The 12903-nt window shown below is 68.6% G+C and carries 12 protein-coding genes; 1 reads left to right on the top strand and 11 read right to left on the bottom strand.

Annotated elements, in window-relative coordinates:
- Positions 1 to 247: 247 nt before the first annotated feature.
- The 3 genes from AB0M59_RS04815 to AB0M59_RS04805 all read right to left on the bottom strand — a co-directional run bounded on the left by AB0M59_RS04815 (position 248) and on the right by AB0M59_RS04805 (position 1864).
- Positions 248 to 610, bottom strand: coding sequence for a MarR family transcriptional regulator (locus AB0M59_RS04815; protein ID WP_364608717.1), 363 nt, complete (start codon positions 608 to 610; stop codon positions 248 to 250).
- A gap of 496 nt (positions 611 to 1106) precedes the next feature.
- Positions 1107 to 1505 carry a transposase gene (locus tag AB0M59_RS04810; protein ID WP_364608714.1) on the bottom strand — a complete coding sequence of 133 codons (399 nt, stop codon included), beginning with the start codon at positions 1503 to 1505 and terminating at the stop codon, positions 1107 to 1109.
- A gap of 35 nt (positions 1506 to 1540) precedes the next feature.
- The gene (locus tag AB0M59_RS04805; RefSeq protein ID WP_364609695.1) at positions 1541 to 1864 is read right to left on the bottom strand and encodes an AMP-binding protein; all 324 of its coding nucleotides are present in this window, start codon (positions 1862 to 1864) and stop codon (positions 1541 to 1543) included.
- A 44-nt stretch (positions 1865 to 1908) separates the two neighbouring features.
- Between AB0M59_RS04805 and AB0M59_RS04800 the strand changes: the two genes are divergently transcribed.
- The gene (locus AB0M59_RS04800) at positions 1909 to 2064 is read left to right on the top strand and encodes a hypothetical protein (RefSeq protein ID WP_364608711.1); all 156 of its coding nucleotides are present in this window, start codon (positions 1909 to 1911) and stop codon (positions 2062 to 2064) included.
- 49 nt (positions 2065 to 2113) lie between these two features.
- Here AB0M59_RS04800 and AB0M59_RS04795 read toward each other — a convergent pair whose 3' ends face one another.
- From AB0M59_RS04795 to AB0M59_RS04760, 8 genes are read right to left on the bottom strand one after another with little or no spacing between them, the layout of a single operon-like run.
- Entirely contained in the window at positions 2114 to 2995 is an 882-nt protein-coding gene (locus AB0M59_RS04795) for a 2-hydroxy-3-oxopropionate reductase (protein ID WP_364608709.1), read from the bottom strand.
- Positions 2992 to 4980 carry an alpha-amylase family protein gene (locus AB0M59_RS04790; RefSeq protein ID WP_364608706.1) on the bottom strand — a complete coding sequence of 663 codons (1989 nt, stop codon included), beginning with the start codon at positions 4978 to 4980 and terminating at the stop codon, positions 2992 to 2994. Before AB0M59_RS04790 ends, AB0M59_RS04795 begins: the two co-directional genes overlap by 4 nt.
- A gap of 53 nt (positions 4981 to 5033) precedes the next feature.
- On the bottom strand, positions 5034 to 7175 hold the full coding sequence (locus tag AB0M59_RS04785) for a beta-galactosidase (RefSeq protein ID WP_364608703.1): 2142 nt from the start codon (positions 7173 to 7175) through the stop codon (positions 5034 to 5036).
- A gap of 28 nt (positions 7176 to 7203) precedes the next feature.
- On the bottom strand, positions 7204 to 8142 hold the full coding sequence (locus tag AB0M59_RS04780; protein WP_364608700.1) for a D-2-hydroxyacid dehydrogenase: 939 nt from the start codon (positions 8140 to 8142) through the stop codon (positions 7204 to 7206).
- A 31-nt stretch (positions 8143 to 8173) separates the two neighbouring features.
- Positions 8174 to 9286, bottom strand: a complete 1113-nt coding sequence (locus AB0M59_RS04775; RefSeq protein WP_364608697.1) for a hypothetical protein — start codon at positions 9284 to 9286, stop codon at positions 8174 to 8176.
- 42 nt (positions 9287 to 9328) lie between these two features.
- A complete protein-coding gene (locus AB0M59_RS04770) occupies positions 9329 to 10180 on the bottom strand; it encodes an ATP-binding cassette domain-containing protein (protein WP_364608694.1) in 852 nt (283 codons plus the stop codon).
- Positions 10177 to 11949 (bottom strand): dipeptide/oligopeptide/nickel ABC transporter permease/ATP-binding protein, encoded by a 1773-nt coding sequence (locus AB0M59_RS04765; protein WP_364608691.1) that lies wholly within the window; start codon positions 11947 to 11949, stop codon positions 10177 to 10179. The genes AB0M59_RS04770 and AB0M59_RS04765 overlap by 4 nt, the downstream gene beginning before the upstream one ends.
- Positions 11946 to 12890, bottom strand: coding sequence for an ABC transporter permease (locus AB0M59_RS04760; RefSeq protein WP_364608688.1), 945 nt, complete (start codon positions 12888 to 12890; stop codon positions 11946 to 11948). The genes AB0M59_RS04765 and AB0M59_RS04760 overlap by 4 nt, the downstream gene beginning before the upstream one ends.
- Positions 12891 to 12903 lie beyond the last annotated feature (13 nt).

Raw genomic sequence — 12903 nt, 5'->3', positions numbered from 1 at the left:
GACGGAAGGCAAGGCTGTCGACACGGCCAGAGGCCGCTCGGCGGGCCAGGAGAGGGCGCCCCCGATCGCGGTCAGCCCGTTTTCGGTGAGCTGGTCGTTGATGGCGAAACGCCGCGTGCGGACACGTGTCAGCTTTCGTCGCACGTGGCCGAGGTCGATGTCCGGCTCGTCGGTGTAGCGACGTGGGACCTCTTCGGGGGCAGTGTCGCCAGCAGGGCGCGACCGCCGGAGGCAGTCCGCGGCGCGCTTACTGTGTGAGATTCGCGGCCAGCCGGCTGATCAGCTCGTCCAGCACCGCTCGCTCCGACTTGGAGAATCCTTTGATCAGGCGCGAGTTGGCGAGCCGGGCTGCCGCGGCCAAGCGCGTGTGAAGGGCGTCTCCCTCGGGTGTGATCTCCAGCAGCACGGCGCGCCGGTCGGTCGCGACCTCGGTGCGCTGCAGCCAACCTGAGCTGACGAGCCGGTCGACCTGCCGTGTGAGCGTCTGACCGCTGACATCCAGCGAATCGGCGAGATCTCGCTGAATCATCGGGCCGTTCACCTGGAGCGTTTCCAGCACCGTCCACGTCGTGAAACTTGCGCCCGCGTCGGCCAGTTCCTTCTCGAACACCGCCCGCGCCTGGCGCGCGACAAGGGACAAGCGGTAGCCGAGACTGCCAAGTCCCGAGGGCGCGCGCCGTCTCGTGCCTGCCGCTGTACTTGTCATTCCCGGCGTCCTCCGCTCAGTATCACCCGAAATATACACAGCGCACTGACTTCAGGGCACGAGAGTGCTGGGGACCATCACGATCAGCTCGGCGAGGGGCCACTTGGGCGGCGAGGACTCTGATATTCTGAAAATAGACAGCAAGCTGTCTATTTTCGATGGCGGGCGGATTCCGGAGGTGGTTTGGACGACCACGGAGGGCGTGATGAGAGTTCGGCCATCAGTAACGCCCGGCTCGGATGGCCGGGTTCGCCGCCTCGCCTCACGAGGTTCGCGCCGAGGATCGCGGCACCACCCGGCGATGCCACACGCTCGTGATGCTCGGGAGGGCGCTGAGTCTGCTGAGGAGAGTGTGCGATGAAGGTTTCCTATCCGGCTGAGACGCTTCCGCAGGTGGACTTCATGGAGCCCAGCACCGACGGATGGGACTGCCCCCTGTGGGGCGGGTGACGTTCGTAGCGTGCTGATGCGCCCGCGCGATCGTGGAATCCACCGACACCGACCAATCCACCAACCCGGCCGCGTCCGCGGCGGCGAGCAGGCGCTGCAGCACGGTGTCCCAGGTGCCGTCGCCGGCCATCCGGCGATGCCAGGTCCAGATCGTCTGCCACGGACCGAACACCGGCGGCACGTCCCGCCACGCGATCCCGCACCGATACCGGTAGATGATCCCCTCCACCATCGCCCGCGCATCGGAAAACGGACGGCCACGCTTACCCGTCCGGACCGGAAGCAGGTCCTCGATCAACGCCCACTGAGCATCCGAGAGCAACTGAAACCGCGACACGACCAGCAGCATCCCAGCCACCAGCCTCAACCTTTGTCAGACACGCACTAAGGATGTCTCGTAACCCCAGCGTTGGGGCGTGTGGACCGCATGTCCTTGGCTCGGCCGTGGAAGGTGAGGTGGCCGCTTGGTCGGCGGGAGTAGAGGTCGCTGGTGTGGAACCAGCCTTCGCTGTCGATCGCCGCGGCGGTCTTCTCGGGGTCGCGGTAGTAGCCCTCCAGGACGGAGTAGCCGCGGACCAGGATTTCGCCGACGCTGCCGTCGGGGAGGTCCAGGCCGGTGTCGGGGTCGACGATGCGGACTTCGAGGCCGGCCACCACGGTGCCGCCGGTCGCGGCGCGTTCTTCGGCGGTGTCGGCCGCCGTGCTGATGGCGTACGCGCCGGCGGTTTCCGCAGACCTACGCCAGGCGGATCGTGCCGCTGCTCTTCGCGGAAGAACCGGAGGGACGCACCGGAATCCTGTTCAACAACAAGGCTCGGCCGATCCGGCCGTCCCGTGGATTCGACAAGGCGTACGCCGATCGTTTCATGACGGCCTCGGCATCCCTCCTGCGGCGGGCGCTCGCCTAAATCTACAATGGACGGAACCGGCCGGGCCGCCGGAAGCGCCCGGACGGGCCTACCCAGCCCGTCCGGACAGCTCTTCGGTCAGTTTCACCAGGGCTGAGTGGTCGAGGTCGCCGTCGCCACGGGCGACGAGCGCGGCGATCAGTTGCGCGACCGCGGCACCGAGCGGGATGACGGCTCCCGCGTCGCGCGCGGTGGCCGTGACGATGCCCATATCCTTGTGGTGCAGCGATAACCGGAATCCGGGAGTGAAGTCCCGGTTCAGCATGCCGGCCGCCTTGCGGTCAAGGACGGTACTGCCGGCAAGTCCGCCACCGAGCACCTTGACCGCCAGCTCGGGGTCGACACCCTGCGCCTCGGCCAGTGTGATGGCCTCGCCCAGAAGCTGGATGTTGCCGGCGACGACGAGCTGGTTGGCGGCCTTCACGGTTTGCCCGGCGCCGTGGGCGCCGACATGCACGATGGTGGTGCCCAAGGCTTCGAGAACGGGCTTGGCCTCCGCGAAGGCCGTGGCGTCTCCGCCGACCATGATGGACAGGACGCCTTCGACCGCGCCGGCTTCTCCGCCGCTCACCGGGGCATCCAGTACTCGGACACCGACTTTCGCGCCTTCACCGGCGATCGTGCGGGAGGTGGCCGGCCGGACGGTGCTCATGTCGATCAGCAGCTGTCCGGGGTGGGAATGGGCCATAACGCCGTGCTCGCCGAGAACCACCGACTCCACATCGGGTGAGTCCGGCAGCATGGTGATCACCATGCTTGCTTCCCGGGTCGCCTCACCCACGCTGGTGGCGCCTTGCCCACCCGCGGCGACCAGCTGGGAGATCCTGCCCGGGCTCCGGTTGTAGCCGTGGACGTCGAATCCGGCTTGGACGAGGTTCTTGGCCATCGGCAGGCCCATGATGCCGAGTCCGACGAAACCGATGGTGGTCATGAGTTTCCTTTCGCGACTACGGCTGTGCCGGCCGGCCTTTGCTCCTCGTCGACGACGAGGACTTCGAACCGCTCGATGACGGGCAGGTCGACCACCAGGTCGTCGCCCTTGTCCTGCGTTCGAAGGTCGGTCCCGGCCACGAGCGCTCTCGCCCGTTGGCCCGCCGCCCCGGGCAGCCGTAGCTGCCGGCCTGCCAGGTGGACGGGCTCGGCGTAGCTGTGCGCGGTCGCGTGGACATGGTTGATGACGTGGACGACCTGCCGGCCAGGTGCCCGGCCGAGGACCAGCTCGACCTGCGGCGGAAGATCGGTCTCCAGCGAGGTTCCCGGAGCGAGCCGGTCGACGACGCCGATCAGGGCGTCCCGGATCAGGCGGGTACCGATTTCCTCGTAGCTCGTCCCGATGCTCCAGCTGATCACCGCGGACCGGCCTGCGCCGTAGCGGCCGAGCACGAGCCCGGCGTCGCCGGACCGCTCGTGCCCGTAGCAGTATTCGGGTGGTCCGAACGGCGCGGGAGGCAGGATGGGCCATTGTGCTTCGGCGCCGTCCCGCAGGACCGGCGTGACCAGTGTGCCGTGCAAGGGCAGGATCGTCTGCTCATCGACCTCGGCGTAGGCCGACAGCAGGTCCCGGCCGGAGCCGGCCGGCTTGACGGCTCGCACACCCAGGCTCGCCAGCTGGGCCTCGCCGCCGTCCGTTCCCGAGTCGAGCGTGCCGAGCAGCGCGCCACCCGTGGCGACATAGCGATCGACGACCGCGACAGCGTCCGGGCTCAGCGCTCCGGAGGCGGGCAGGATCACCAGCCGGTACCGCGCGAGCGCCTCGTCGCCGAGCTCACCCAGGTGCTGGTGCAGCACGACGTCGAACGGATGGTGCGTCTCCAGCAGCGCCCGGTAGAGGCCGCGGAACTCGGCGACCCGCGGCGGAAGCGGCGGCGGTCCGAGGTGTTCGCCCGGGCTGACGAGCAAGATCGGGGAGTCCTGCCGGAGCCGGTCGTAGGCGGCCTGGTTGTCCCGGTGGAACCGGGTGATCTCCCCGGCGAGCGCGGTCGACGGGTACGGGATCCGCCCCGGGTACCCCATGATGTAGGTCGAGATGTTCGCGCCCCGCGCGATGGCCTGGATGAGGTACTGGGCGAACCGTTCGGGTTCCTCGGCGCCCATCCGGTAGGGGAAGTCGAGGAAGCTGACGCAGTTGACCAGCACCGGCGCGTCCGGCAGGTAGGTCAGCGCCGCGCTGACGCTCTCGGACGTCTGGTGGTGCCAAGGGGCGCGGCCCACGGCATTGTTGGCCTCCACGTAACGAAGGTCCGCGGTGTCGTGGAGTATCAGTGGCGTTCCGGGCTTGCGGGCGTGGATGTGCGCCCGCAGGCGCCGGCCGAGGTCGAGGATCATCGACCGGCTCCACTCCTGCCAGCGGGGGTACGCGGCGTCGTCCCGGTACGTTGGCAGGGTGAGCCCGGTATCGGCTTCGAACCGGCGGTGGCACGCCTCGCAGTGGCACGGGCCGTAGTAGCGGTAGGCGTAGTCGTATTCGCTGTACATGAACCAGTTGAAGAAGAAGCCGTCGACGTCGTAGGTGCCGAGAACCTGGTCGAGGATCCGGAAGATCTCGTCCTGGAAGTAGCCGGCACTCGGGCACGTCGTGGACAGGCCGTTGAACACCTGCCGCTCGCCGCCGGGGCCGGAGTACAGCCAGTCGGGGTGTGCGGCCGCGTGTTCGGGCAGGACCTTGGAGAAGTCCATGCGTGCCAGGTAACGAAGGCCGCGAGCATGCGCGGCTGTCACGGCGTCGGAGACCAGATCGCCGCCTGGTCGCGTGGTCAGTTCGGGGTTGACGGTCTGGCTCGCGAGGCGGCTGGTGTGGCTCGCGTAGATGCCGCCCGTGTTCACCAGCCACGCGTCGGCGCCGTGCCGGGCCACGAAGTCGGCGACCTGGTCGGCGTCCATGTCCGCGTCGATCAACCGCAGGTTCGTCTGAACCATGCGAAAAGGGTGCTGCCACCAATGATCCGACGTCCTCGCCCGGCTCGATCCGGTCACGACCGCTCCTTCCGGGTCCGCAGGCTCAGCACCACTCCATCCCGTGCCGGTACCCGCACGTGCACCTTGTCGTCGCTCGCCGAGACCAGTGAGCTGTGCTCTCCCCAGCGAACGGCCCAGTCGCCGAATCCGCGCCGGGGCCGGTCGGTGCTCACGACGGTCTCGATATCGTTCCGGGTGGGGTTGAGTAGCCAGAGGTGCCGGCCGCCCTCGCCGTCGTGCTCACGCGCGATGATCGCCGGGTGGTCGACGCCGAGTCGTGGGGTTCGCCCGGCCCAGCCGAGCAGTGAGGCGAACCAGGCCCGCGAGCCCTCGTCCTCGTGGACGCTGTACCCGGCGCCGGGATGAGTGCCGATCAGCAGGGTCCGGCCCCGCCCGAAGACGTTTTCGGCCACAGCCACGGAGCCGTCGTCGTATCGGCCGGCCGAGGTTCCGGTGGTGGTCTCGTAAGCCTGCCGGAATCCGCCCCCGCGCAGCCGATGCCCATCGCTGTCGACGAAGTGGTCGTCGGCGAGGTCGGGGACGAACTCGACGAAGTTCTCGCGCACGCCGAACACCTCGGCGAGGCCGTGCTGCGGCTGAGCCGGCCCGGCCCAGCCATTGTCCGAGAAGTACGCCGGACATCCCTCGGATATCAGCGTGCCCCCCGCGCGGACCCACTCCGTCAGTGCGTCGACCGTGCGCCGCTTGAGCAAGGCCGGGAACGGCAGGTAGAGCAGGTCCCGGTCCGCGATGTCGTCGAGGTGCACGAAGTCCGCGTGGATCCCGGAGTCGAAGAACGCTCGCCACGCGCCGGTGACGGACTGGTAGTAGGTTCCCGACGCCGCGGTCCAGGAGTCGGGGGAACTCGCTTTCGTGTGCGCGCTGAGCCGTGCCGCGTAGGCGTAATCCTGCGATTCCGGGACGTACACGATGCCGATGTCCGCCGGGCCGGGCCGGGAACGCCAGAGGTCCGCCTGGTCGTCGTGGGTCGCCCAGCGAGCGAGTTCCGACACGGCAGCTGAGCGGTCAGTGCGGGATCCGTCCATGCCGTAGGCGCCGAACGCGCCGAACAGCGGGCCGTTGAGCAGGGGACGCCAGCGCAGGGAGAAGTGCCCGGCCGCGCCGTGGGCGAACCCGGTCAGGTGCCAGTAGCGGATGTCGTCCGGGGTGGCGATCCGGCCGTCGTCCCGGGCCCGGCCGACAACCTGGGGTTGCATCCAAAGTGGACCGGCTTGGGCTTCCGCGTACCAGAACGGCTTGCCGCGGGCAGCCGAGCGGACGAGGTCGAAGGCCAGCGGCTGCCGCCAGGAGTCGTCGCCATGCCGGGCCGGCACGAAGGTCAGACCGTAGACGTCGACCTCGGCGGCGGCCCGCCAGTCATCGGCTCCCCGCGACGCCGCGTGGCCGAACGTGGCCGCGACGCCGTGTGCGGTGATCGGGCTGTGCGGGTCGACACTCTTGATCACGTCGATGCGCCAGCGCATCAGCGCGTAGGCGTTGTCCCGCCGGAACTCCAGCCAGTCGAGCACGTCGCCGTAGGCATCCCCACCGCGCGGCGGGACGACGTCGTCCCATTCCGTCACGTACCGGCCCCAGGCCCGCCCCAGCGCGGACGGGTCGCCGTACTTGCTTCGCAGCCATTCCCGGAAGCGGCGGGCCGTGGCCGGGCAGTAGCAGACGTCTTCGTCGTAGTTGCACTCGTTCCAGACGTCGTAGCCGCCCATCGCCGGATGCTCGGCGTACCGGCCGGCGAGCGCGCGCAGGAAGTCGCCCGCCAGTGCGCGGGCGTCGTCGTTGTCGAGGCACACCCCGGGGTTTCCGCCGACGGCGCTGCTGTCGAACATGCCGGATTCGACCGGGCTGCCGTCACGGCGCTGGTAGCGCACGTGGGGGAGACGGCGGAACACCCATTCCGGGGCGGTCTTGGTGAGCTCGGCGACGATGGTCCGGAGACCGTGCCGCTCGGCGAGTTCGAACTGCCGGTCGTAGTCGGCCCAGTCGTATCGTCCCGGTGCCGGCTCGATCGCCGACCACAGGAACCAGTGCCGGAACGTGTTCATCCCGTCGGCCGCCGCGGTCGCGTAGTCGCGCTCCCAGTCCCGCGCCGGAGGGTTGGACTTGCGGAAGTAGACGGCCCCGTAGGGCAGGGTTGGCATGCTCACTCGTCTCCCGTCGTCGATTCCATCAGTAACCGGCCGCGCGGTCGATCACGTTGACCAGTTCTCGCCCGGCGAGGTAGCGGCGAAGATTGCCGAGGAAGATCTCGAACCCACGATGCGGAGTGCGCCAGGTGGTGGCGCCGTGATGCGGAGTCACGATCACGCCCGGCAGCGACCAGAAGGGACTGTCCGCGGGCAGTGGCTCCACGTCGTGGGCGTCGAGGGCGGCACCGGCGATCCACCGCTCTTCCAGGGCGCGCAGCAATGCCGGCTGGTCGGCGACCGCACCTCGTGACACGCACACGTAGTAGGCCGAGGACTTCATGGCCTTGAACTGCGCTTCGCCCATCAGCCCGCGGGTTTTCCCCGTCAGCGGAGCTGTCACCACCACGAAGTCGCACTCGGGCAGCATCAGCGCCAGCCCGTCCGGCCCGAAGATCCGGTCCACCCCGTCGACCGGGATCTCCGGACGGTTGCGTACACCGAGCACTCGCATGGTGAACGCCGATGCTCGGCGCGCGAGCTCACGGCCGGCGTTGCCGAGCCCGATGATCCCGAGCGTCGAGCCCGCGAGCTCACCGTGGCGGAACCGATCCCACTCCGCGCTCTGTTGCGCTCGCAGGGCCCGTGGTGCGTCCCGGTCGAGCATCAGCATCAGCATCATCGCGTGCTCGGCGAGCGGGACCGCGCCGTTGCCGGCCGAGGAGGTGACGCGCACGGAGGACCGGGTCAGCGACGCAGGCAGCGTGTCGGCGCCTGCCGTCCACAGATGGTTCCACCGCAGCGCCGTGGCCACCGGCACCTGGTCGTCGTCCAGGGCGCCGGCGATGACCTCGGCCGCGGCGAGCACCGCCCGGTCCTCGTCCACGCCGAGGTCGAGGCGTGGACGGATGTCGATGCACGCGCCCATCGCGACGTCCCGCAGCGCGTTCTCCTCCTCGTCCGAAAGGGTCTGTCCGGTCATCAAGATCCGCATTCCGGTCATCGCCGAGGCCTCAGAACGCCGCCCCTGGGGGAAGTGACCGTCCATGGTTCTCCGCGCGGCTCCACGGGGTCTCCCATTCCTCGGACTCCGGTGTCTTCTCCCATGCCTCCAAATCGAAGAGACCGATGCCGCGGCCGTACCCGGCCTCGTCGGACTGCAGACCGACCATGAACGCCATGGTCCTGCCGTCCGGACTGATGTTCGAATTCACCGCCCGCCAGGAGTGGTCGTCGGGCATGCGCGTCATCCGCACCCGCCGCATCGTGCCGTCCAGCTTGAGCTTCCACAGGTCCTTCGGCGGGTAGGGCTTGTCCGCGTCGCACGAGGACTCCAAGCAGATGTGCAGGCCGTCCGGGAAGATGCCCTCCGGCTCGTTGTGGCGGTTGGTCTCGTCGACGTAGGTGCGGACGCGGCCGGTCTCGACGTTGATGCCGCGGGTCACCGAGTTGTACTCGGCGCGATCACCGCGCTCCGGACCCTGGTACTCCGCGAAGATGATCTCGGTGTCGTCGAAGCGGAAGTCTTGCGGCTCGCACCACCGGTACTTGCCTCCGGAGTAGATGATCCGGTCCGGACCGAGGTGCGGGATTCCGTCCTCGCCGTACTCGATTTCGCGGACGTGGATCTGGTAGGTGAACTCGGGCAGCTCGGGCTTCTGGTGGTAGCCCTGCATGTAGGAGATCCGCGGCCGGTGGACGGAGACGGCGAGGCCCTCCTGGATGACCGTGTCGTCGAGCGGGGTCGGCGGCCTGCTGCGGTCCGCCGGCATCCACCAGGTCTCGGATTCCTTCACCCGGCTGGTGATGCGGTCCTTGAACTCCTTCGGGCCGACGAGGAGGTAGTCCCCGTTGTGCATGATCAACACGCGCAGGAAGCTGTGGTGGTCACCGTGCTCGGTGATGTTCACGATCTCGCCGGTGTCCAGATCGTATTCGTAGGCATCGCCGTAGTTGCGGCCGATGAAGGCGATCCGCCGGCCACCGGGGTGCCAGTACGGGCGCTCGCCCCAGTCCGTGACCTTGGTGTGGAACGGCGGCGGGTCGTCCAGTACGTGCGGGATGGTGAGCTTTTCGGGTTCGCGCAGGAAATCACGGCGTGCTTGGGCCATGTCGGTGAGGTCCATGTTGTTCCTTGACTCGTCGGTTCCGGATCTGTGGTCAGGGCTTCAGCTCGCGGCCACGGCGGACGATTCGCCGGCGAGGAAGCGGGCGCGCTCCTCGCGGCGGACGGCCTGCACCGCCGGATCCGGTACGGGCGCCGCCATCAGCAGCCGGCGGGTGTACGGGTGGCTGGGGTCCGCGGTGACCTGCTCGGCGTCGCCGCGCTCGACGATCTCGCCCCGGAACATCACGGCGACGCGGTGGCTGACGTAGCGAACGACTTCCAGATCGTGCGAGATGAAAAGGTAGGCCACGTTCGTCGACTGCTGGATATCGACCAGCAGGTCGAGAATCCGGATCTGGGTCGACATGTCGAGCGCGGACACGGGTTCGTCGCACACGATCAGCGCCGGCTCGAGTGCCAGTGCCCGCGCGATCGCGATGCGTTGCCGCTGGCCGCCCGAAAACTCTCGTGGCAGCCGGCGACCCGCGCCTGCGGGCAGATCGACGCGCTCCATCAGTGCGTTGACCCGCTTGCGCGCGTCTCGGCCGGGTACGCCGGCGGCCCGCAACGGCTCGCTGAGGATGTCCTCGACGAGCATGGACGGATTCAGCGAGCTGTAGGGGTCCTGGAAGATCACCTGCAGTTGCGCGGCGAGCGCGCGGCGCCGTCGCCGATCGACCTGCGTGATGTCCTGTCCGAGGTACCGGATGGAACCACCGGTCACGGGCACGAGCCCGAGTACCGCACGGCCGAGTGTGGTCTTGCCCGAGCCGGACTCGCCGACGAGGCCCATGGTCTCACCGGCGCCGATGCCGAGTGAGACGCCCTTCAGCGCCGGAGCCGGTTCGGCGCCGAATCCTCGCTTGCCATAGGTGACTTCGAGATCGGTGATCTCGAGGAGCTCCTCGTTCATTGGACGGCCTCCTGCAGGGAGCGCTCACGCCTGGAGGGACGCCCAGTGAGCATCGCCGACATGAGCGCCCGGGTGTACGGATGCCGGGGCTCGGCGAAGATGCGGCCCACAACGCCCTCCTCGACGATCTGGCCGGTCTGCATGACGACCACCCGGTCGCACAGGTCGGCCACGACGCCGAAGTTGTGCGTCACGAGCAGGACGGCGAGGTTGCGCTCGGTCCGCAGCCTGCGCAGGATGTCGAGGATCTCCGCCTGGACGGTCACGTCGAGCGCGGTGGTGGGCTCGTCGGCGATGATGATGTCCGGATCGCACGACACCGCGCCGGCGATCAGCACCCGCTGGGCCATCCCACCGCTGATCTCGTGCGGGTAGGAGTCGAACACCCGCTGTGGATTCGTGATGTTGACCTGCTCGAGAAGCTCCAGCGCCCGTTCCTTCGCCTCCCTCCGCGGCAGACCGAGCTTGACACGGATCGGCTCGGTCAGCTGGCTGCCGATCTTCGCCGTCGGATCGAGGTTGCTCATCGGCTCCTGCGGGACGTAGGCGATGCGCCGGCCGCGGACGGACGTCATCTCCCGCTGGCTGCGGTGCGCGAGATCCTCGCCGTCGAGGACGATCCGGCCGCCCGCGACGTGGCCGCCCGTCGGCAGCAGGCGCAATATCGCCAGCGCGGTCTGCGTTTTGCCCGATCCCGACTCGCCGACCAGACCCAGCACCTCGCCGGCCCGCACCTCGAAGGACACGCCGTCGACCACCCGGTTCAGGCCGCCGTCCGCGTTGCGGTAGCTGATCACCAGGTCTTCCACGCACAGGAGGGCATCGCTGGCGGTCGGCGCGGTCGAGCGGACGGGCGCCACCCAGTTCGCCTTGCGCGCGGCGCGGGGGGCGCGTTCGACGTCCTCGAGCGCGTCGCGCAGCGCGTTCCCCAGCAGGAGCAACGACGCGACGGTCAACGCGATCGCCAGACCCGGCCAGATGTACGCCGTCGAGGACAGGTAGAGCGACCGGAAGGCGTCCTGGAGCATGCTGCCCCAGGTCGGGACATTCGGGTCGCCGAGCCCGATGAAGTCCAGCCCGGACTGGATGATGATCGCGACACTGGTGATCAGCACGAAGTGGATCACGAGGGGCCCACGGATCACCGTGAAGATGTGCCGGCCGACGATCCGCAGGTCCGAGATGGCCGAAACCTTGGCGGCGTCGACGTAGAGGTTCCGCTTGACCTGGATGACCAGGCTCCGCGTCAGCCGGAAGAAGCTGGGGGCCAGCATGATCCCGAGCACGAACATCGCCAGCACCGCGTTGGGTCCGGTCACGGTGAACATCGCGACCAGCACGATGATGCTGGGTAGGACCATCACCAGATCGGACACCCAGCCGGACACGAGGTCGAACCACTTGCCCCGGTAGCCGGCGGCGAGACCGAACCCCACGCCGACCACGGCGGCCACCCCCGCCGCCACGAGACCGCCGAGCAGGGTGAGCCGGGCTCCGACGAGCAGCCGGGACAAGATGTCGCGACCGGCGCTGTCACCGCCGAGCAGGAAGCCGCCGCCCGGGGAAGCGTTGACCTTGTCCAGCTGCGAGACGCCGGGGTCGTTCCAGACGATGAGCGGGGCGAAGATCGCGATGAGCGCGATGAGGGCGAGCAGGAGGGTCGAAGCGATCCCCAGCGGATCCCGGAGCAGCCTGCGGATCACGCCGCGCCGGGCAACTCCTGCCAGGGATGTCTGCGAGGCGTTCTCGAGGACTGTCGATTCGGTCATGAGGCAACCGTCGCCTTCGGGTTGATGAATCCGTTCACGATGTCGATGGCCAGGTTGATGAGCACCACCACGACGGTCATGACCACCATGACGCCAACCACGACGGGAATGTCGTTCTTGAGCGTCGAATCCACCGCCAGCGAGCCCATTCCGTTGATGGCGAAGATGCGTTCGATGATCACAGCGCCGCCCACCATCGAGATGAACTGCAGGGAGAGCACGGTGAGGCCCGGCGGGGCGGCGTTGCGCAGGACATGGCCCCACAGCACGCGCGTGCCGGACAGGCCGCGAGCGCGCAGCGTGCGCACGTAGTCCTGTTCGAGCACACCGATGACGGCTGAGCGCACCTGCTGCGCGGTCGCACTGGCCGCCGCCAGGCCCAGCGCGACGACCGGCAAGACGATCGAGGCGAACCAGCGGGCCGGGGACTCCTGGAATGGGACGAATCCGGTGGCCGGAACCCAGCGCAGCGAGATGGCGAAGACGATGACGAGGACGAGCCCGACCCAGAAACTGGGCAGAGCCAGGCCGATTACGGACGCGGTTTGCAGGACGCGATCGATCCAGCCGCGGCGCAGGGCCGCGACGATACCGATCGTGACGCTCGCCAGTGTCACGACGAGGAGCGCGACCACCACGATCGACAGCGTGACGGACAAGCGCTGGAGGATCGTGGGCAAGACCGGCTGCGAGGAGTACCACGAAACGCCGAGGTCCCCGGTGATCGCGTGGGTCAGCCAATGCCAGTACTGCGCCATCAGCGGCTGGTCCAGTCCCAGCTGCCGGGCTTTCGCGGCGACGGCCTCCGGGCCGGCGTCGCCACCGAGGAGCTGTCCGGCGATGTCCCCGCCACCGCTGTAGACGAGGGCGAACGTCGCCGTGGATACGCCGAACAGCAGAGCGAAGCCCGCCAACACACGTTTGATGATGAAGAGGATCATGTCGGCCCCTTGC

The organism is Amycolatopsis sp. NPDC051371 (genome assembly GCF_040682155.1).
Taxonomy (GTDB): Bacteria; Actinomycetota; Actinomycetes; order Mycobacteriales; family Pseudonocardiaceae; genus Amycolatopsis.
Note: the sequence above shows the minus strand (reverse complement) of the source record. Positions and strands in the feature narration are given on the sequence as shown.

Excerpts from the sequence above, each read along its gene's own strand:
- AB0M59_RS04775 (WP_364608697.1), bottom strand. The coding sequence starts at position 9,286 with ATGGACCTCACCGACATGGCCCAAGCACGCCGTGATTTCCTGCGCGAA.
- AB0M59_RS04785 (WP_364608703.1), bottom strand. The coding sequence starts at position 7,175 with ATGCCAACCCTGCCCTACGGGGCCGTCTACTTCCGCAAGTCCAACCCT.
- AB0M59_RS04810 (WP_364608714.1), bottom strand. The coding sequence starts at position 1,505 with ATGCTGCTGGTCGTGTCGCGGTTTCAGTTGCTCTCGGATGCTCAGTGG.
- AB0M59_RS04780 (WP_364608700.1), bottom strand. The coding sequence starts at position 8,142 with ATGACCGGACAGACCCTTTCGGACGAGGAGGAGAACGCGCTGCGGGAC.
- AB0M59_RS04770 (WP_364608694.1), bottom strand. The coding sequence starts at position 10,180 with ATGAACGAGGAGCTCCTCGAGATCACCGATCTCGAAGTCACCTATGGC.
- AB0M59_RS04765 (WP_364608691.1), bottom strand. The coding sequence starts at position 11,949 with ATGACCGAATCGACAGTCCTCGAGAACGCCTCGCAGACATCCCTGGCA.
- AB0M59_RS04760 (WP_364608688.1), bottom strand. The coding sequence starts at position 12,890 with ATGATCCTCTTCATCATCAAACGTGTGTTGGCGGGCTTCGCTCTGCTG.
- AB0M59_RS04795 (WP_364608709.1), bottom strand. The coding sequence starts at position 2,995 with ATGACCACCATCGGTTTCGTCGGACTCGGCATCATGGGCCTGCCGATG.
- AB0M59_RS04790 (WP_364608706.1), bottom strand. The coding sequence starts at position 4,980 with ATGGTTCAGACGAACCTGCGGTTGATCGACGCGGACATGGACGCCGAC.